Genomic DNA, 19896 nt, shown 5'->3' on the forward strand with positions numbered 1-19896 from the left:
ACGCACCGAATTCAGACCAAAACGCGAGGTCACACATCACAGTGGCCTCGCGTTACGCATACCGTGATATCCACATCGGCTCCCAGAGGAAGGCGACAGCGACATGGCTCACCCCAACGGAAGGCCGGAGAGCTACTGGAATCAGTTCGAGCCAGAACCCGGGCCGAACGATCCCCCGCCGAGCACGTGGCTGCCGCGCGCTGGATCGCGCCTGCCGGCGGCGTCGACTCAATCCTCTCAGGAGATCGTTAAAGCGCATGAGTCGAAACTTTCGAGGCAGTGGAAGAAGGGCATCGCGGGGCTGTTCATCGTCTCCCTCGTCGGGGCCGTGATCTCGGGCATCGCGCTATTAGCGATTGTCAGGTCGACCGGTTCAGTCACGAACAGCCTTTGGGGTGTTGTGATGTTCAACGTGCTTCTCTTCTCCGCAACCTGCACGGTCGCTGCTGTGTTCGCCGCGGTGTGGGGCCGGTACATGAGAAGAAAGTTACGCAAAGAACTCTTCCCAGCTGACTAACTCCTTCGCACACCCGCACGAACGTGCTCCCAGCACTGTCCGCAACGTGAACTACGTTTAGACGTAATTCACCAGCAGGAGGTACGTAGCGCAATGTCTCGGAACCACGGGTACGCGGTCATCGATTTTGAGACGACCGGCGTGCACAACCAGCACGCGATCATCGAGATTGGTGTCGTTCTGCTGCGCCCAGACCTTTCCGTGGAGAAGACGTGGGAGGCGCTGGTGAACCCCCAGCAACCTATTCCGAACAGCCGCATTCACGGCATCACGGACCAAGACGTCGCACAGGCTCCCATTTTCGAAGAGCTTGCACCGCACCTGAAGTACCTCCTGCATGGGCGGGTGCTGGTGGCGCACAACGTCGGGTTTGAGAAGCGCTTCCTGCGCAACGAGTTCCAGCGGGCAGGGATGCGCGACTCGGTCCCAGATTCGTGGGTGGACACGATGACGTTGTCCTCGCACTACCTCGGCGTGAAAAAGCTCGGCGAAGCGCTGGCGATCGCCGACATTCCGAATCCACTCGCGCACCGCGCGCTTTCCGACGCTTCAGCAACCGCCGACCTGCTCCGCTACCTCCATGCCGAACACCTAGCACCGCTCACGGGGTACCCCACGGCGGCCTTTGCGGAACGGTCGCCTTCGCAACCAGCGAGGACGCCCACGCGCTCAGGCGGAGCGCAGCCAACGACTGCGGGCTCGGGATCCACACGGCAGCCCAAGGTGATCCCCCAACAGGTGAAGGTTCCCAAACCCGAAGTGCCTACGCGGTACGCAGGTGCTGGCCTGTTCCCGTGGCTCGCATCGGTATCACACCGTCCATCTGCCCAGGACCATGCGGGGATCGCGCAAGCGTGGATCGCCACCTTCCCGAAGAAGCCGCTGGCATGGATCGCGGAAAACCTGCACCCCACCACCCAGATCGACGGGGCCGGTACCGGCCTTGAGCCATATATCGCACTGTGGAAACAGGAAAGTCCAAAGATGCTCGCTATGAGTGCGGATAAGTTGCTCGCGCTGCCTGGGGTGGGGAAACGTCGTCAAGCAATGCTCGTGGAGCTCGTGGTCGCTGCAGCCGCCGGGCAAGCGGTGCCGCAAGCGACACCGGCACAGCCTGAGCCAACACAAACAAAGCCGGCTCAGCCAAAGCCGGCACCAGTTGAGTCGCCCAGGCCTCACCTTGGGGACCCAATCATTCCGCGCACGTCGAACCAGTCTGCGCCGTACAAGTCACCTACCGCGCTACCCGCGGCGCCGCATGCTGCAGGCACGCACGAACTGGCGCACCAGACGAAGCGAAGCGATGGTGCCGCCACCTGGTTCAAGTGGTCGGCAGCCGTTTCAGTGGCCACGTTCCTAGCCTTAGGTATCGGCGGTGGATACATGGGTCTAGACCCAGAGTCAGGACTGTCCATCACGTTGGCACTCGGATGGATGGTCTCCACCTTCGTGGCAGTGGTCTCCGGTGTCATCGCCTTCTTCAGATGGGCCGGCAGGAGAGACTGACTGAAGGGCGTAAAACGGACCTGGCACTGGACGCCGCCGGTGAAGTTGAGGGGTACTTCCTGAACACCACCGTTGAATATCCGCAGTAGCCCTTCCAGCCCGATCTTTCGCCGTGCGCCCCACTGGAGGGTGAACTACCGTGGGGGAGTCCTAGCCCCTTCCTGCTGGAGAATTTTCTGCCATGAGCCCGCACCCCGGCTTCGCTGTCATCGACGTTGTGACAACCGGTTTTGGTGGTTCTGATCGCATCGTCGAAGTCGGTGTCGTGCTGCTGGACCAGCAGCTGCGGGAGCAGGGAACGTGGGAGACATTGGTGCAGCCGAACCGGGACATTGCCACCTGCCACGTGCACAAGCTCACCGCAACGCATTTGAAGAACGCGCCGACGTGGGAAGAAGTCGCGCCCGAACTTGCTCAAGTGATCAGGGGAAGGATCGGGGTGGCGCACAACGCGTCGTTTGAGAAGCGGTTCCTTTCGAAGGAGTTTTGTCGCGTGGGCATTGCCACGAACGTCGGTGAGGCCCACTGGGTAGATACGAAGGACTTGGCCACGGCGCAGCTGGGCTGCGGTAGCCTCGCCGACGCACTCGAGGCAGCAGGTCTGACCAATAGCGAGCCACACGCCGCACTACCTAACGCGGCAGCGACAGCGGAACTCTTGCGCACGCTCTCCGGCACACTCATTGGCGTTCCCCTGCTTTTCACCGGTGCCATGACCCCCACCAACGCCGCTCTGGTGACCCGGAAAGATCTCACTGCGACGCCCCCTGTGGAGACCGCTGAAACCACCAAGCTCAACGGGCTCAACGGGACCGCCAAGCCCGATGAAACGGCCGAGCACACCGAGCACACCGAGCACACCGAGACGGCCGAATCCAATGAGCTAGGCGATGAGGAGAACTGGCTCGCGCGTCTCATCCAATCGCTTCCCGCAGGCGGCGACACGGACACGGACCAGTACAGCGAGCTGTTGCGGGTCTGCCTCGGCGACCGGCACCTCACCCCGGCGGAGTTCTACGGCCTGGCCCGTTTCGCCCACGACACAGGACTCACCGAGGAGGATGTCGCGAAGATCCACGAGGAGTTCATCCGCCAGATCGCCAGCAAAGCCTGGGTCGACGGTGTCATCACCGAACGCGAGAAAACCGAACTGTGCACGCTGGCCGAACAACTCGCCGTTGACCCGGCCTTGGTCCATGAGCTCATCGCCACGCCTCAGATGGACAACGATCACGATGAGGAATGGGTCGAGCTGATCCCACACGACCGCATCGCATTCACCGGTTCCATGGACGTGTCGCGCGAAGAGTGGAGAACCCGGGCACTCAGCCACGGCCTAACGGTCGGCGGGGTAGGACAGAATACTGCGCTCCTCGTTGCTGCGAACCCGGACACCATGAGCCGCAAGGCCCGCCGTGCCCGCGAACTAAACATCCCGATTGTCAGCGAGCTGCACTTTTCCCGGTTGCTGGCCAGCATGGAGACAGAACAACCGCAGGATCAGCCGGCATCACCCGCAGACGCACCCGACGAGCCGCTGGCGTCCGCCGACCCCGGCCCCGATGACGCCACAGAGTCGGAGACGGAGGCTGAAATCGGAAAGGAACTGGATATTCTCGCTGGCTGGCTCACGCTGACGGGGACGGAGTTGCCGCGTGGGGTAAGGGGGTTGGCACCGGGCGTCGAAAAGCGCATGGCGGGAGACGCGATTGCGGGACTGTTCGCGCGGTGCGTCGAAGAACTAGCCGCAGCGTGCGCGGACGATCCGATGAAGATGACCATGATATCCATGCACTACATGGGTGACACGACACTGGAAGAGCTGGGCGAACTCTACAACATCTCGCAAAAGCGCATCCAGCAGCTCGACGCGGAGATCAGACACGACGTCGTGGGGACCACCGCCCTATCAACTGACGTTGCACACCATCTCGCGGCGAGGTTCCTGCCGCTGTCAGCAACCGCCTCGGTGAACGCGCAGCTTCCAGCTCTGGCAATGGATGCAGAGCCGTTCACTGGCACGTACGAGCACTACTTCCGCATGTGGGGCTTGTGGGACACCGACGAAACGTGGATCGCCGCGCCGGGTTTCGCAAACGCTGTCGACGCGGCGCTGGCAGAGCTTGTCGACGAGCATAACGCGGCGCTTATCAGCGCAGCCGCCGAGTCTTTAGGGACCGACCGCGATCTTCTCGCGGAATGGATGTCGCAGCGCAACGGGCTGGTCGTGCTTTCCGACGACGCGCACGTCCTCATCGCGTCCAGCCACCAAGACTTCGCCGCGGGCGTGCTGTCGCTCAATGGAGAGCCGATGAGCACCGCGGAGATCGCCCAGGCAACGCCGATGGACATCAATGAGCGCTTTATCACCAACGCCGTGAACGTCGATGAGCGCATTATTCGTGTGGCATCTGACCTCTACGGGCTACGCGAGTGGGGTCTGGAGGCCTATGCCGGTGGGGCGGATTCCGTGCTCCACGACCACTCCGATGCCACCGGCGATTCTGATACCAGCCGGGGTGAGACGACCGAGGTTGACCCGCAGGATGACCCGGACCTCTACTGGCGCGACGATGCGTGGTGCATGCTGCTCACTGTCAACCACGATCACTTGGGAGGATCCGGCTTCAGCCTGCCGCTCGGTGTGGCCAGTATCTACGGTGTACCGGCGGGCGGTGAAGTCGCTGTGCCGAGCCGCCTGGGTGACCAGTTCGTGGGCGTGAACGCAGCGGAGCAGTCCGACACATCCACGATCCGCCGCTTCCTTCTCGAGGCCGAGGTATCCGTGGGCGACCGGGTGTGGCTCCGCTTCGCTCCGGAGGAATTCGCGGTTTTCCCCGCTCCCGCTCGTGCATTTCCCGCAGATGACGCAGTGGTAGACCTGGCTCACCTACTGGACTCGATGGGCCTCGATCCGGCTCTCGCCGGCAACTCTGAATCAGCGCTTGCCGCCATCAATGAAGCTCTTCACCTTGAACCAACTACCCCGCGTCGCCGCACCGTCGCCGTGTTCCGTCACCGCGGCCAGGACGAATACGGCGACCTGATCCAAGGGCTGTGAGGCTCAGCGCTCCGGTTTTATCAATTTATCAATCGGTGAACCATGTGATCACTTAACGGCTCGAGCAAGCCGAAGGAGAGCATCTGCATCAGGGACCGGCGCTCGCGAATACGGTCCAGAACCGGCCAGGGATTCGCGTTCGGCGGTAACCCAGCATGGGCGAGCCGTGCCGCTTCGTGGATGAACTCCTCGGAAGCATGCGCTGCCAGAAACGACTAGCACAGAGTGACGCACCACATGGACCTTGCTTTCCTGGGTTTTGGTGTGTCAGCTGGACTTGAGAACAAGGTTTGAAATGTGAAGCATCGTCTTATCCCGCTTGCGATCGCGCAAAGCACCATCTAAAGTTGGGACCACAGTGGCGGCGTTGAAACACACGTACCGCGCTATTTCCGGTGGCCGGGTCGCTTTGAGCGACTCGGCCACTGAGCTATCTGCTGGGGGCTTCACGAATGCTTATCGCTTATATTGACGAGTTTGGACACCAAGGTCCGTACATCTCTCACGACCACGCGAAATACAACACGCATCCGTGTTTCGGTTACGCAGGTTACATCTTGCCTGCTGAGAACGTTCGCGAGATGAGTGGCTATTTCAAGTACGTTAAAGAGCAGCTACTCGCTGTGGAGATCGAACTATCCGGAGTGCCGTCAGACCAGTGGGAAAAGAAAGGTTCTGCATTACTCACGACGCGAAACATTAAGCGCTACGGGGACGAACTAGCCCCGGCGCTCTCCCGTATCTACCGGAAGCTGGGAAAGTTGGGCGGACATCTCTTCTTCTACGGACAGCAGAAACCCGTTGGTCCAGTGAGTAAAACAAGAGAGGAATCCCAGGACAGGGAGAACCATTGTCTTATTCAAGCCATCAACAGGCTCGGATCCCTTGCCTCAGACGAGGAAGAGCTAATACTCGTAGTTATGGATGCTACGGAAACTGACAACCGTGAACGCGCAGTGGCCACTCTGAGCGCCACGATTTACTCGCGCAGTAACAAGTCGAATCGCAGCATCGTCGAAACTCCATTACAGACCGAGAGCCATCTTTACAACACCGTTCAGCTAGCTGACTGGACTTGCGCTCTTTTGGGGAGGTTGACGGACTACCACTTCGCGGAGGAGTCCCAGTTCGCTTGGTCAGTAGATCTAGGACGAGAGATTTTTAAGCTCTCGCATCCGACCGATAATTCTGTTGTATGGTCCAATTCTCCGACGAAGGATTCTACTTGTTTTCCAAATCAGCTCACCAAGGCTACTAGGTTCTGGGAGGTAGAGCAGCGACGTGAAGCGGAGCAGGAAAGGAAGCGCTTACGAAATGATGGAATGTTCCAACGCTTGATCGATGCGGGTTCACCAGACCTTCAGGAGAAACTCTACAAAATCCGTAGCGGCGAACCTTGCTAAGTGCTTCGATGCAACAAAAGCAGCGCTAGGCTCCGCTTAGGTCAGCGCCTGGGTGTCGCGCTCCATCTGGTCGTAGGCCTGGTTAAACACGACCATCGCTTCTTCCTCCGAAGGGTCGAGCAGCCCGAAGGAGAGCATCTGCATTTGGGAACGACGCTCGCGGATGCGGTCCAGAACCGTCCACGGGTTCGCGTTCGGCGGCAGGTCCAAGCGCGTCGGCGGCGGACCAGCATGGGCGAGCCGCGCGGCTTCGTGGATGAACTCCTCGGAAGCATGCGCTGCCAGCAGCGACTTCAGCGTGATCAACAACTTCGCCGGGATGGCAACGGGGTGGTTGCGCAGGGTGTGCAGCGTGTGTCGGATCGGCTCGGTGAAGGCCGGGTGGCGGTAGACCAGCCCCTCAAGGTCAGTGAGGATCTCACCAGCGCGGTGCAGGTAGGCGTACCAGGACAGGTCGCGCTCCAGCGCCTCGCGGATCGCACCGATGCCAGAGGCGCGGATCAGCCAGTCATTGAACGCCGCGCCGCCCTTGACGGCTTCCTCGTGGCCGCGGAACAGGCCGTACTCACCAATCAGGTCGACGACGTTCTCGATGCGGTGCGCTGCGTGCCGGTTCGGGTCCGGGGCCGCTTGAAGGGAGTGGGCGGAGAAGCTGGCATCGATGTTGCGGGGTCCACCGGAACCCTTATTGCCTTTCGAGTAGAGGGCGGAGACAAGCTCCAAACGCGACTGCGATGTCACCGCGGCGATCTCACGGGTCAAGGACTCACTGACCACGCCCGTCGCCACTGTTTGCGCCAACAGGGCGGAAACCGGCATGACCCGGGATACGAAACCGCCCAGCTGCTGGGACAGGCGCGCAGCGTGCTCGTGGGCTTTCATGATCGGGTCTTCGTCGCCCAAGGCCCCCTCACCGAAGGAGTCCGCGCGCGACAGCACGCCCAGCGTGTTCAAGGGTGTGAAACCGAGCTGCTGGATGAACTCGACCTCGTCGCGGCGGGGTGCAGAGTCAAACAGGAACACGGCAGCATCGGCGTCGACGGAGGCGGAACGGGTTTGCTCGTAGCCGTCGATAAGCGCGGCGCGCGTTGTGGCTTCATTTTCCGCTGTCAGCGTTGCTGTACCCGGGGTATCGATGAGCGTGTACCTGCTCACCGCTTGCGACGGCAACCAGCGGTCGATGAACGCGATCTCCGCCGCCGGCACCGGCAACTGGGACACGCGCCCACGCTGGATCGGGATGGGGACCTGCTCGCCGCTGCGCAGGTAGGCCACGGCGCGATCCGGCATGCCGTTTTGGAACACGGTGACCACGTTGGTGGCCTCCAGCGCGCGGGTCTCCGCGACAGGCGCGCCGACGAGCGCGTTGAGCAGCGTCGACTTGCCGGCCTTGATGCGGCCGACAATGACGATGCGCGGCGGCGTCTGCACGCGCGCGATGAGCGGGCCGCAGGCGTGGGCCATCTCCGGCGACAGCGACGCCAAGCGGTGCAGCTCATTCGCAATCAATTCGAGAATGGACATGTACTACCCCGCTTTCCGTGCCGTGAGCTGATCGATCATGGTCTCTGCATCACCGTGAGCCTTGCGCACGCGCGACCGGTTCTTCTTGATCACTTCCAGGCGCCGATTCCGTGTCTCCTGCCGCTGATTAATGGTCTTTTGAGCACGCGCGATGCGCTGCTTCAAGTCACCCAGTTGCGCTTCCAACTGGGCTGTGTAACGGGCGGAGATCAGCGGTTGAGCCACCAGTGTGAACTGCGTCAAGATGTTGTTGGTGTGCTTCACCGCCGAATTGCGGGACTCATTGAGCCAACTCTTCAGCTGGGATTTACCCGACTTGATGGCACGGAACCCGAAGGTCACGCCGAACCACGCGGCACCCGCAATGATGCCCACGCCGGGCACCAGGGCCGCACCGAGCAGACCACCAATGGTGGAACCGCCGGAGAAACCCATCATGAGCATCATCGGGTCGAACGTGTCGCGCATGTTGCGGTTCACTTCAGCCGTACGGATTTCCCCGATGTGCAGCTGCTCGCGGATCTCCGCGATGATCTCGTCTGGGACGGTGGAGTTGCCGAAGATCTTGTGCAGATAGGCCTCCACATCATTACCGAACTGGCTGACCGACACCACCACCGCACGCTGGAAATCCTCTTCCATCAAACGGGTGAAGTGCTGCGGATCCTTGCGCAGGACCTGGATGCCGTGCTTGTCGATGAAATCCGTCCACTTCGTGCGGATCTCCATGAGATCCTCATCCAACTTGTCCGCGGCAGACTGGCGCATGAGCTGGAGGTCGCGGTTCAAGTGGCGTTCCCACACTTTGGCCTGCTGGCGCAGCTCTTCGAAGCTGGCCTTCTGCTCCTCCAGTTCAGGCAGAACATCCTCGGCCTGCTCGAGATCGCGCTGCTCCGTCTCCATTTCCGCTTCGATGTCTTCCAGCGCACGGTTCATGATCCGCAGCGCGTTGGCCACCGGTAGCGACTCCGCGCTGGCGAAGCGATCCGCGATCTCTTTACGCAGCCGTGCCAAGCCGGCGAAGGCATCGACATTGTCGTCGTCAGTGCCCAGTTCTGCGAACGGCAGTAGCGAGGACACACCGATGACGGGAATGTTTTCGCCCACGTGGGCGGCAATGAGCTTCTCGTCCTCGGCGACGATATCGCGCCACCGCGTCATGTTCTTATCCGTCTTGGTCACCGCCACGACCACGGACGCGGAGACCTCGTGGGCGTGCTTGAGAAAGTCCATCTCCGGCTTGGTCAACGGGCTAGAAGCATCTGCCACCACAACGACCACACTGGCGAAGTTCTCCGTGTCCGCCTGCACAGCTGAGTCCGCAGAGCCGATGCCGCCGATGCCGGGAGTGTCAATGACGATGGTGTCGCCCATCTTGGAACCGTCGACAGCAATGTGCGCACGGGTGGGCACGAATCCGTCAAAGGACTGCAACGCGCGATCCACGCGGCTGGGCAATTCGGTCAGCGGATGAATCTCCGTTCCTTCGGCCGAGATCAAGGCCGCACTACCGGCTGGGATTTCCTCGGTTTCAGGTCCGATGGCGATGGGAATGACCGTCGTAAAGTCCGTGCTCGACGGTGAGACTCGCTGCCACCCCACAAGCGCGTTCGCCAACGAACTCTTGCCGCGGTTGACCTCGCCGGCGAGAATCACCGTATTCGTTTGCAGCTCCGCCGACGCCGCTTGTTTGACCCGCACCGACACCTTCGCCCGTCCGCGCTTGTCCAAGATCCCCTCGCAGACACGGTCAATGTAGCCCTTGGCCTTGGCGTGCACGCCCTCCTGCTGGGCTGCAGGCGCTGCGGTGGATTGATCCGGCTGGGTCACTTCTTAAGCTTTCTCACGTGTGGGGGTTAGCTAGAGGGAAGTATATGCGTCCCCCATTGTGGCGGAGATATCGCCGGGCGGGGCAGGGACAGCCCCTTTCCACGCGCGCGGAGGAAAGATATGCCAGACTCTTATGCAAAATTCAGAACGAAACCGCCCTCTAAGGTGTAACCTTCGCAGGCTTTCCCCGCATCCAAACTGTGACCGCATCGCACCTTCATGAAGAAAGGTCCCTCCCCCGTGTCCCGTATCAGCACCCGCGTCGCCGCGATCCTCACCACCGTTGCCGCTGCCGGCGCGCTGACCGGCTGCTCCGTGCTGGAGCAGTTCCAGCAGCCAGAAGAGCAGCAAGCCTCCGAAGAGCAGGCCACCTCCGAGGTCCCCGAAGAAGAGAAATACGACACCGGCCAGTACCGCAAGGAACCTCACCCGGGATGGCCCGAAACCCCGGTTGACATGACTTCCTACTCAGAGGGCAACCAGATCGGCTACCAAACCCTGCTGCCCTACGAGGTCGACCCAGAACGGTTCACCCAAGGCCGCATGCCAGTGCGCTACAACACGTTCGGCCGGATCAGCCTGGTCTTCCCCGACGCAGTGAACGAAGCGACCAAGCCGTTTGAGAAGAACTACATCTCCGGCTACATTCACCCCGCCAGCGACGAGGACGGCAACCAGATCGCCGAAAACTACATCTGGCGCTTCACCGACCCGACCTCTGCCGAAGGGTTCGCCAACGCAATTCGCGACACTTACCTGGCAGAGGGCGGCATCAACTGGGAAGACGACACGACCTACCCGTTGGAGTACATCGACATTCCAGGCCACCCCGGCGCCGCCGGCATGAAGGATGAAGAAGGCGACCAAGTCCACATGGTGACCACGTACAACGAGTTCGTCATCTTCGCCAACGCCATGGACAACCGGGACCTGGATATGGCCGAAGAGGAAAAGAACCAAGACCTGACGTGGGCGGTGGACTACATGTCGAAGTTCCTCACCATGCAGCTTCCGATGATGGATGACATTGAAACCCACAAGACCGAAGAAGGCTTCGGCAAACACGACAAACTGCAGCCGATGGACCCGGACAACATCCTGAAGTACGTCGTGATGTCCCCAGAGGGCGTGGAGATGAACGGCCCTGTCCCCGCCCACATGAACAAGCGCGCGATGAACGGCATGTTCAAGGCCACCGGTGAGGTCTCCCGCCTGCTGGACCAAGCCGACATCGAGGCCATGGCGATCGGTGAATCCACTCTCTTCCGTCTGGCCAACCCGCAGAACGCGGAAATGATGCTGGCGTCCTTCCGTGCCCTGGACTCCGAAGACGAACCGGAGAAGTTCGACGAGCCGCAGGGCGTGCCCGGCACCGAGTGCTACTCCACCTACGAGGGCAGCGGAAAGCTCCACTACTGCTACCTGAAGTATGAGAACTACTACGCCCACATCTCCAAGTTCGAAAACACTTCGGCGAACTCCGAAGCGACCATTGGCAACGACCCGGAAGAAGAAGCAAACAAGGTCGACCCGAAGACCCAGCTGTCCCAGATGGTTGCCGCCCAGTACCTGATGCTGCGCGCTGCGGTAGCTGAGGCAGAGGGCAACGCGGACGGCGCTGCAGAGAGCTCGGCGGAGGACACCGCAGAAAACACTGCAGAGAACACGGCCGAAAACAATGCGGATAGCGCCGCGAAAACCCTCTCTGAAACGACTGCTGAAACCCCAGCAGCGGAGTCTTAGAACCCCTTCCTTGGAAAGGCCGGATACCCTCCGGTTTTTCCGGGGCGGGGTGTAACCTCCCGCCCCGCCCCGGCATCTAACTACTGTTAGCCATGAAGACCACCTACTGCTAGGGAGGACCCCCATGTCCAAGGACTGGACTCTGTCCATTGACTTCGGCACATCCAACACCGCGGCGGCGCACACGAACCCGACCCGCGGTGGTGTGGAAGCCGTCAGCCTGTCCCACGACAGGATGACCATGCCGTCGTCGGTGTACATTGAGACCCCCGAACACGTCGAGACTGGCGACGTGGCCCTGAACAAGGCGGAGGGCAACCCGGACGGCTTCCTCGCCGCGCCGAAGCGCGTCATCCCGCAGCAGATCTTCCAGATCAACGGCTACGACATTCCTGCCTCCACCCCGGTTGCTGCCGTGTTGGAGTCGGTGGTGCGCCGGGCGTCCCGCGAGCACAATGACCACCGCCCGGCTGAGCTCGTGCTCACCCACCCGGAGGCGTGGACGGACGCGGAGATCAAGGTGCTTCTCGACGCTGCAACGCAGCTCGGCCTCAACGCCACCAACATCCGCACGGTTTCTGAGCCAAAGGCAGCCGCCCAGTACTACTCGGCGAACCAGCCGTTGGAACCGGGCGACAAGATCGCCGTCTTCGACTTCGGCGGCGGCACCCTCGACGTGGCTGTGCTGGAGGCGCAAAACGACGGGTCCTTCCACATCGTTGCCGCCCGCGGCGACAACTCTCTGGGCGGCAAGAGCTTCGATGCTCTGATTCGCCGTTGGGTCGACCGGCAGCTCGAGGACGACCACCCGGACCAGATCGAATACCTCCGCCGCCGTGCGCCCCTGTCCGACCGCCACGCCGTCGAAGACAGCATCCGCCGCGCGAAGGAGGTCCTCTCCGAATCCCCCACCGCGACGATCACCGTCCCCGGCGAGTCCGAATCTGTCCGGTTGACGCTGACCCGCAACGAGTTCGAGGACATCATCCGCCAGCCCGTCCAGCGTGCGACTGACCTGACGCGCCAGACGCTTATCGACGCTGGCGTCACCTCCCCCGGCGACCTGAAAGCCCTCTACATGACCGGCGGGTCATCCCGCGTCCCGATGGTTCAGGAGGAGATCAAGAGCCTCGGCCCGGTGGCCAACCTCGACGACCCGAAGATGGTGGTCGCCCAGGGTGCGCTGTCTGCCGTCGCGCCGATTGTCACCGGTCTGCATACCTCGACTGCGCCCACCACACCGACGTACGCCGGCCAGCCCGGTCCTGCAAGTCGGCCGGGCCAGCCGAGCCAGACCGGCCAGCCTAGCCAGGCCGAGCCCCGCAAGAAGAACCGCACCGCCCTGGCTGTCGGCGCAGTCTTGGGTTCGGTTCTCCTCATCGGCGGCATCGGTGCCTTCGCCCTGACCCGCGGTGGTAACGACCCCGCTGAGAACCAGGCGCAGGATGGAGGCACCGCGGCTGAATCCGCCGGCGAATCCACGGCACCAACCCAAACTGAGTCCGCAGAGCCGAAGACCGGCGAAGAGATCTATGCAGCACTACCGGAGAAGCTCCAGGGCGCCGTCCAGAACTGCTCAATGAACAGTTCCGGTATCCTCGCCGCGTCGAGCATCCAGTGCAAGATCAACGTGAATAGCGAGGGGGTCGAGCACTTCCGTGAGGTAGGCCGCTACGCCTCCGCCTACGTGAACCTCGCCGTGAGCCAGGAGGCCGCGAAGCGCGAACGCGCCTTGATCAAACAGGGCCGCTACTCCAAGTCCGATGAGGGGATCATGGAGGAAAGCTCCGACGGTTCCGCCGCCGTGGGAGTCGACTCTGACAATCTCTACGATGCTTCAGTCACCTATGCCGATACTGAGACCGGCGTAGTCATGAGCTCGTTCGACTTCGCTTCGCCCCAGGATGCCGTTGACTGGTTCAAAACCTACGACCTTCTCTAACGCCATGATCACACCAGAACCGATCCCAGAAGGCTTGACCGAATGCTCCCTGAACACCGCGTTCACCACCGAAGAGTGGCCGGAGTGGGACGAGGCTGACCTCGTTCCCGATGTCGCCGCCGAGGACGACGCGATCGACACCATCGAAGACGATGACCTCGCGCTCGACGCCCCGGCCGACGCCGAGACCGCCCCAGCTACCACCGAGCCAGACACTGACCCTGCGCCAGAAACCGACCCCGAGATGCCGGACTCTGCCGACCCAACGGAGAGCTTCGATGGCGCAGCGGACACCGACGACACGGACGACATGTCCCTCGACGACTACGAGGATCTCGACGTCGATCCGGACTTCTAACCCCCGCGCCGGCATATCTGCAAGGGTTATGCGGACAGTCCGGGCTGCCCTAAAGTAGCCTGTCCGTTATGCACGAATCCCAGCTCATCGCTAACGCCAAGGCCGGCGACCAATCGGCCTTCGCTGAGCTGGTGAAACAGCATGAAGTGAAGCTGTTCAACGTGTGCCTGCGCATCACGGCGAACCACCACGATGCCGAGGATGCCTTCGCGGCGGCGATGTACCTCGGATGGAAGAACCTGGAGAAGTTCCGGGGCAAGTCGGGCTTTGGCACGTGGATGTACCGCATCGCCTCGAATGCGTCGCTGGAGATAGTTCGGAAGCGGCGCCCAGAAGTCTCCATCGATTCCCCGCTCGGCGACAACGATGATGCAGGCCCGTTAGAGATCGAAGACGTCGCCGCAGAGTTCGAGGAATCCATCGCCGACAATGACTCGTTGACCAAGGCCCTGGCCGCCATCCCCGACCAGTCCCGCGAAGCGCTCGTGCTCGCCGAGGTCGCCGGATTCACGCTCGCGGAGATCGCTGAGCACCAAGACTCCTCCCTCTCTGCAACAAAGGTGCGGGTGCACCGGGCACGGAAGAGCCTGCGCGAGCTACTCGCCGCCAACGCTTAGCGAGTGTGGACTGTCACCCTCAACCGCAGGTCCACGGGGCCGCTGCGGTGTAATCTGCTGACATGTCTTCCTCGCCGCTTATTCTTCGCACCCGCTTCACCACAATGCTTGCCGCTACAACGACAGCGTTCGCCTGCGCTTTCGCGCTTGCAGGCTGCTCGCAGTCCACGCTCCCCGATTCGGAGGAGCCCGCCCTGACGACAGCAGCCGCCCCTGACGCGCAGGACGATAGTGACGCCGAGGGCCCGGCCACCGTCATCGAGACAGTCACCGAAAAGCCCAAGGAGAAGCAAAAACAAAACGAGAAGTGCACGCAGCTGCCGAAGGACCCGCGCGAGCAGTACCCGTCGCGCTCAGCTCCGGGTCGCATGCCCTCGACGGACGGATCGGACTTTAACTACTGGATCGAGGACATCGATAACCACTACGACCCGTGCGCGCCGGTGAGCTGGATCATCTTCCACGGTGGCCGCGGCAGCGTCGACGGGCCCGCTGGCACCGGCGCCGCTGTGTCGGATGGCATCGCGTTCTACATCGACGGTAAGCCCGATGGAGACATGCGTACCTTCCGCGGGATCACCAACGTGACCCTCAACGGCGACACCATCGACTTTTCCTGGAGCGAGCGCCAGCAGGACCTCACTGGAAGCGTGAAGCTGCAGAACCACGTCACGCTCGGATTCGACAACGGACGCATTGCACCGATCAGTGGCGATGTCGAGGCGTTCAATCAGTACTGGAACGGCAGCCAGTACATGCTCGGCCACTACGGCGAGTAGGGCCCAGGACAAGGGTGGTTAACGGTGGGGGAGGTTGCGTCGATAAGCGAATGGATGCACCCGACCCCGTAGGATGAGGCGTTATGACCGACAAGAAGCCCGACATGACCACCACCGCCGGCAAAATCGCGGACCTGCGCAACCGTTTGGCGGAGGCTCGCGAGCCGATGGGCAGCGAAGCCGCGCGCACCGCAGGTGAAGCCGGTATTTCCACGGCCCGCCAGCGCGTGGAAGCGCTGGTTGACCCCGACACGTTTGTGGAGACGGACGCCTTGGCGCGCCACCGCGTCGAGGAGCACGGCATGGACCGCACCAAGCCCGTCACTGACGGTGTGGTCACGGGCTATGGGCTTATCGACGGCCGACGCGTCGCCGTCTACGCCCACGACGCCTCGATTTTCGACGGGCAGCTCGGCGAGGTCTACGCCGAGAAGATCCTGAAGGTCTACGACTTGGCCATCAAGACTGGTGTGCCCGTCATCGCGATTCATGACTCCACCGGCGCACGCTTGCAGGAAGGCGTGGTCACCGCCGCAATGTCGGCGCGGATCCTGCGCAAGGCGACAGAAGCCTCCGGTGTCGTGCCGCAGATCTCTGTAGTGGCGGGCGAAGTCGCTTCCCTGGCGGCGCTGCTCGTGCCGCTGAGCGACCTGGTGGTCATGGTCGAGTCCGCCACGATGCACCTGACTTCCGTTTCGGCAGTGACCAAGGTGACCCGCCGCGTGGCCACCGCGAAGTCCCTCGGCGGTGCCGACATTCACCAGACGGTCACCGGCGTGGCGCACCTGACCGCCGGATCCGACTTGGAGGCCATCCAGACCGTGCGCGAGCTGGCCGCGTTCCTGCCGGAGAACAACCGCGCCGCCTCCCCGATCAACGACAACTCCGCCGAGCCGGACACCAGCTCCCTGGACACCTACATCCCGGACAATGATTCCGCGGCGTACGACGTCCGCGAGATCATCACCCGCGTCACCGACAAGGGCCTGGTCGAGCTGGGCCGCGGTTACGCCGACAACGTTGTCGTCGGTTTCGCGCACATCTCCGGCCGCGCCGTGGGCATTGTGGCCAACCAGCCGAGCGTGCTGGCCGGCTGCCTCGATCACGCCGCCGCGAAGAAGGCGGCCGCGTTCATCCGCGTCTGCGACTCCTTCAACCTGCCCATCGTCGAGTTCGTTGACTCCCCTGGCTTCTTCCCCTCCGAGGAGGAAGAGCACCTTGGTTCCGCCAAGTACGGTGCGGCGCTTGCCTTCGCCTACGCGGAGGCCCAGGTGGGCAAGATCACCGTGATCACCCGCCGCGCTATCGGCCCGTCGTACGTGGTCATGGGCTCGAAGGACTTGGGCGCCGACATGGTCTTCGCGTGGCCCACCGCGCAGATCGCGCTTGCGGACGCCACAACCGCCGCCGAGCACCTCGGCGTCGACGCCGACGAGTACGCCGCAGCCCACCTCACCCCCTACGTGGCCACCGAGCGCGGGCTTGTCGACGCTGTCATCGAACCCTCCCACACCCGCACCCAGGTCACCGAAGCTCTGCGTCTGCTGGAGCGCAAGGTGGTCTACGCCATCCCGAAGAAGCACGGCAACATTCCGCTGTAGCGAGATCTGGAAGGAAGCTAACCATGACACAGTCACAGTCCTCATCGCAGCCACAGTTCACCGTGGTCAAGGGCAACCCGACTGAGGCCGAACTCGCCGCTTTGACCCAGGTCTTGAGCGACCTGCAGCAGGAGGCGAAGTCCCGCACCGCCGGCGGCCACCGCAACCTGTGGGGCCGTCCCTCCAACCGCGTGCACGGGCCGGTGGTGTTCAACCCGTCGGCGTTCAACTCGACCGCGCTGTTCTAGTGCGTCTTGTCTTAGCGTCCCAGTCGCCGTCGCGGCTGATGATCTTGCGCAACGCCGGCGTTGAGCCCGTGGTCAAGCCTGCGCACATCGACGAAGATGTCCTGCTCGCCTCGCTTATCGACGCCTCCCCCGCCGACTCCGTGTGCGCCCTCGCCCACGCTAAAGCCGAGGCCGTCGCACCGGCCTACCCGGACGACATCGTGGTCGGCTGCGATTCCATGCTCTTTCTGGGCGGCCAGCTGCAGGGCAAGCCGCACACCGTCGAGGAGACGATCCGCCGCTGGCAGGCCCAGCGCGGCCAGACCGCCGAGCTGATCACCGGCCACGCCATCGGTTACAACGGCACGTGGATCACCGATGCGGTGTCCACGAAGATCCGCTTCGGCGATGTTTCCGATGCCGACATCAAGGCCTACGCTCGCTCCGGTGAACCGCTCGAGTGCGCCGGTGCGTTCACCCTGGAAGCCCTGGGCGGTTGGTTCATCGACTCGATTCAGGGTGACCAGACCAGCGTCATCGGCCTGTCGCTGCCGCTGCTGCGCAAGGCGCTCTACTCGTTCGGGGTCAACGCCTCCGAGTTGTGGGGCTAGACTCGCGGGCATGGCCCTGAACCTCACTGACTTTTTCCGGAAGCAAATGGCGTCCATGTTCGCCGCCAGCGGCACGCTGCACTTCGTGGCACCCCAGGTCTTCGACGAGATTGTGCCGCCGCAGCTGCCCGGCGAACGGCGCACCTACACATTGGCGTCCGGGCTGGCCGAGCTCGCCTGCGCCGCGTTGGTCGCGCTCCCCCGCACGCGCGCCCTCGGCGGGTACGCCTCTGCGCTGCTGCTGGCCGGTGTGTTCCCCGCCAACCTCTACATGGCCTACCTGTGGCGGAAGAAGCCCCTGCCCATGCAGGCCGTCGCCCTGGCACGGTTGCCGCTCCAGGTGCCGATGATCAGCGGCGCGCTCGACATTGCCCGGGGGCGTTAGGTGGGGTTGGGGGAAGAGATCGTCGCTAAGCTGGCGGAGCGCAAACCGGAACGGTGATCATCACCCAGGGCGACCGCGAAGTCGACATGGCCGCGGCGAAAGGCCCGATCCGCATCCGCCGCGGCCCGAAGTGGCAGGATTGACCCCATGGAATTCAAGGACATGATGGCCCCGCCGCCCGTGCAGCTACCGGACGACCCCGCTGCAGGCAAAGACTTGCTCAACGACGACACCGCCCTTACCCACCCCGACTCCCCCAGTGTGTGGGCCGCCCGCGCCCGCCGCGAACTAGATGGCGGTGACGTGCTCGTGGCGTATGCCTACGCGCGCACCGGCTACCACCGTTCGCTGGACCGTCTGCGCGCCAACGGGTGGAAGGGTTGGGGCCCGGTGCCCTACTCCCACGAACCCAACCGCGGCGTTCTCGAATCGATCGCAATGCTGGCCTTGACCTCTCAGGCCATCGGTGACAACGCGGAGTACGACCGGTGCCGCCAGATGCTGTCGGATGCGGATCCGGCGGCCGCCGAAAAGCTGCTGTAAGCCGCTTTTACTTGGTGGTGTCTTCAGCGCTGTCGACGCTCACAGCGTCCTCGGCGCCCTTTTCCTCATCCACCAGATCAGTCGTGTTCTGAGCGATGCGGACCACCGACACGAGAGCCTCCAGGCCGACGCGAATGAGGATGATCTGCAGCAGCGTCGCCAGCGTGCCGAAGATCAGCCAGCCGAACAGGAACATGATGCCGGTGCCTGCGCCCGCCTGGAAGCCCGAGAAGGACGCGATCAGGCCCACAACCCAGCCGACGACAGAGGCTGCCAACAGCACGATGTAGATGATCTTCACGAAGTCGATCGTGATGAACTCGCGGAAGCTGAAGTCGAACAACGAGCTGAAGAAGCCCTTGCCCTTCTCCTGCGGGACCTTGTCGAACTGCTGCATTTGGTCGAACTGCTGCTGTTCAAACTGCTGCTGCTGGCCGTACGGCTGGTTAGCACCGTACGGTTGGTCAGCGCCGTAGGCCTGGTTGGAGCTGCGGATCTCGTAGGCCTGCTCGGAGCTGAGGAACTGGCCACCGAACTGCGCCTGGGACTGTGCCTGCTGGCCCTGCTGGGGCTGGCCGAAGTTGCTCGGCTGCTGCCCGAACTGGTTGCCCGGCTGGTTCGTCTGCGTCGACTGTGCCGGTTGACCCGGCTGCCCAGGCTGGCCTGCCGGCGTGCCGTACGACGACGGGTACTGGTTACCGTAGGACTGCGGAGCGCTGGAAGAAGCGCTCGTACCGGCCCAATTGCCTGCGGGCTCAGCAGACTGGCCGTACTGGTAGGTGCCGACGTGCACGCCAGAACCCATGGAGCCAGCCGAACCGGTGGCGCCTGCAGAACCTGCGGAGCCGGTGGTGCCAGCAGCACCCGCGGAACCAGTGGTGCCGCTGGTGTTGCCTGCGCCCGCGGAACCAGTGCTGTAGGCCGTAGAGCCCTGGGACGACGAGTAACCCCCTGTCGAAGCAGAACCGGCGGCACCTTCGCGGTTCGTGGAGATCACCGTAGTGTCCGGGTGGGAACTATCGGACGTGCCGGCAGCGGCACCAGGCTTCCTGCGCGAAGACGGGACGGAGGATTCGACGTAGCCGGAGTACGGCGTAGAGCCAGGCGCCGAATCAGAGCCGGTGTTGTCAGAGCGGGAACCGGGTTTGGTGGTGTCGAAGCCGGATGATCCGTACTCGTTGGCGTTGGGGTTGATGGGCTCGTTTGAGTTCGGCTTATTCGGTGTAGACATTGCTAGGTCCTTCTCGGT

18 protein-coding genes are annotated in these 19896 nt (G+C 62.8%); 15 read left to right on the forward strand and 3 right to left on the reverse strand.

Annotation, left to right across the window (positions count from 1 at the left end):
* Window positions 1–103: 103 nt before the first annotated feature.
* The 4 genes from KBX07_RS02690 (at window position 104) to KBX07_RS02705 (ending at window position 6487) form a co-directional block, all read left to right on the forward strand.
* Window positions 104–517 (forward strand): hypothetical protein, encoded by a 414-nt coding sequence (locus tag KBX07_RS02690; RefSeq protein WP_256022925.1) that lies wholly within the window; start codon window positions 104–106, stop codon window positions 515–517.
* Window positions 518–610: 93 nt separating this feature from the next.
* Complete coding sequence (locus KBX07_RS02695) at window positions 611–2023, forward strand: 3'-5' exonuclease (protein ID WP_256022926.1); 1413 nt, start codon at window positions 611–613, stop codon at window positions 2021–2023.
* Window positions 2024–2204: 181 nt separating this feature from the next.
* Window positions 2205–5084 (forward strand): exonuclease domain-containing protein, encoded by a 2880-nt coding sequence (locus tag KBX07_RS02700; RefSeq protein ID WP_005286230.1) that lies wholly within the window; start codon window positions 2205–2207, stop codon window positions 5082–5084.
* A gap of 452 nt (window positions 5085–5536) precedes the next feature.
* Window positions 5537–6487, forward strand: coding sequence for a DUF3800 domain-containing protein (locus KBX07_RS02705; RefSeq protein ID WP_005286232.1), 951 nt, complete (start codon window positions 5537–5539; stop codon window positions 6485–6487).
* Window positions 6488–6523: 36 nt separating this feature from the next.
* Here the strand turns inward: KBX07_RS02705 and KBX07_RS02710 are convergent, their stop codons facing one another.
* Window positions 6524–8011: a dynamin family protein gene (locus KBX07_RS02710; protein WP_005286235.1), complete on the reverse strand. Its 1488-nt coding sequence runs from the start codon at window positions 8009–8011 to the stop codon at window positions 6524–6526.
* A 3-nt stretch (window positions 8012–8014) separates the two neighbouring features.
* Complete coding sequence (locus tag KBX07_RS02715; protein WP_256022928.1) at window positions 8015–9841, reverse strand: dynamin family protein; 1827 nt, start codon at window positions 9839–9841, stop codon at window positions 8015–8017.
* A 240-nt stretch (window positions 9842–10081) separates the two neighbouring features.
* Between KBX07_RS02715 and KBX07_RS02720 the strand changes: the two genes are divergently transcribed.
* From KBX07_RS02720 to KBX07_RS02770, 11 genes are all read left to right on the forward strand, one after another.
* Window positions 10082–11584 (forward strand): hypothetical protein, encoded by a 1503-nt coding sequence (locus KBX07_RS02720; protein ID WP_256018263.1) that lies wholly within the window; start codon window positions 10082–10084, stop codon window positions 11582–11584.
* A gap of 124 nt (window positions 11585–11708) precedes the next feature.
* Window positions 11709–13526: an Hsp70 family protein gene (locus tag KBX07_RS02725; protein WP_256022930.1), complete on the forward strand. Its 1818-nt coding sequence runs from the start codon at window positions 11709–11711 to the stop codon at window positions 13524–13526.
* A gap of 4 nt (window positions 13527–13530) precedes the next feature.
* Window positions 13531–13884: a hypothetical protein gene (locus KBX07_RS02730; RefSeq protein ID WP_005286248.1), complete on the forward strand. Its 354-nt coding sequence runs from the start codon at window positions 13531–13533 to the stop codon at window positions 13882–13884.
* Window positions 13885–13952: 68 nt separating this feature from the next.
* Entirely contained in the window at window positions 13953–14501 is a 549-nt protein-coding gene (locus KBX07_RS02735; RefSeq protein WP_005286250.1) for an RNA polymerase sigma factor, read from the forward strand.
* Window positions 14502–14563: 62 nt separating this feature from the next.
* On the forward strand, window positions 14564–15280 hold the full coding sequence (locus KBX07_RS02740; protein WP_005286253.1) for a hypothetical protein: 717 nt from the start codon (window positions 14564–14566) through the stop codon (window positions 15278–15280).
* 83 nt (window positions 15281–15363) lie between these two features.
* A complete protein-coding gene (locus tag KBX07_RS02745) occupies window positions 15364–16881 on the forward strand; it encodes an acyl-CoA carboxylase subunit beta (protein WP_005286256.1) in 1518 nt (505 codons plus the stop codon).
* A gap of 23 nt (window positions 16882–16904) precedes the next feature.
* Window positions 16905–17129 (forward strand): acyl-CoA carboxylase subunit epsilon, encoded by a 225-nt coding sequence (locus KBX07_RS02750; protein WP_005286259.1) that lies wholly within the window; start codon window positions 16905–16907, stop codon window positions 17127–17129.
* Complete coding sequence (locus KBX07_RS02755; protein WP_256022932.1) at window positions 17129–17719, forward strand: nucleoside triphosphate pyrophosphatase; 591 nt, start codon at window positions 17129–17131, stop codon at window positions 17717–17719. The genes KBX07_RS02750 and KBX07_RS02755 overlap by 1 nt, the downstream gene beginning before the upstream one ends.
* A 10-nt stretch (window positions 17720–17729) precedes the next feature.
* Complete coding sequence (locus KBX07_RS02760) at window positions 17730–18104, forward strand: MauE/DoxX family redox-associated membrane protein (RefSeq protein WP_256022933.1); 375 nt, start codon at window positions 17730–17732, stop codon at window positions 18102–18104.
* A gap of 53 nt (window positions 18105–18157) precedes the next feature.
* Entirely contained in the window at window positions 18158–18247 is a 90-nt protein-coding gene (locus KBX07_RS02765; protein WP_256018251.1) for a hypothetical protein, read from the forward strand.
* 4 nt (window positions 18248–18251) lie between these two features.
* Window positions 18252–18647, forward strand: coding sequence for a DUF3151 domain-containing protein (locus KBX07_RS02770; RefSeq protein WP_005286270.1), 396 nt, complete (start codon window positions 18252–18254; stop codon window positions 18645–18647).
* Between the two features lie 7 nt (window positions 18648–18654).
* Here the strand turns inward: KBX07_RS02770 and KBX07_RS02775 are convergent, their stop codons facing one another.
* Window positions 18655–19878 carry a DUF4282 domain-containing protein gene (locus tag KBX07_RS02775; protein ID WP_256022935.1) on the reverse strand — a complete coding sequence of 408 codons (1224 nt, stop codon included), beginning with the start codon at window positions 19876–19878 and terminating at the stop codon, window positions 18655–18657.
* Between the last annotated feature and the right edge of the window lie 18 nt (window positions 19879–19896).

Source organism: Corynebacterium sp. CCUG 70398, from assembly GCF_024454055.1.
In the GTDB taxonomy this organism is placed as follows: Bacteria; Actinomycetota; Actinomycetes; order Mycobacteriales; family Mycobacteriaceae; genus Corynebacterium; species Corynebacterium genitalium.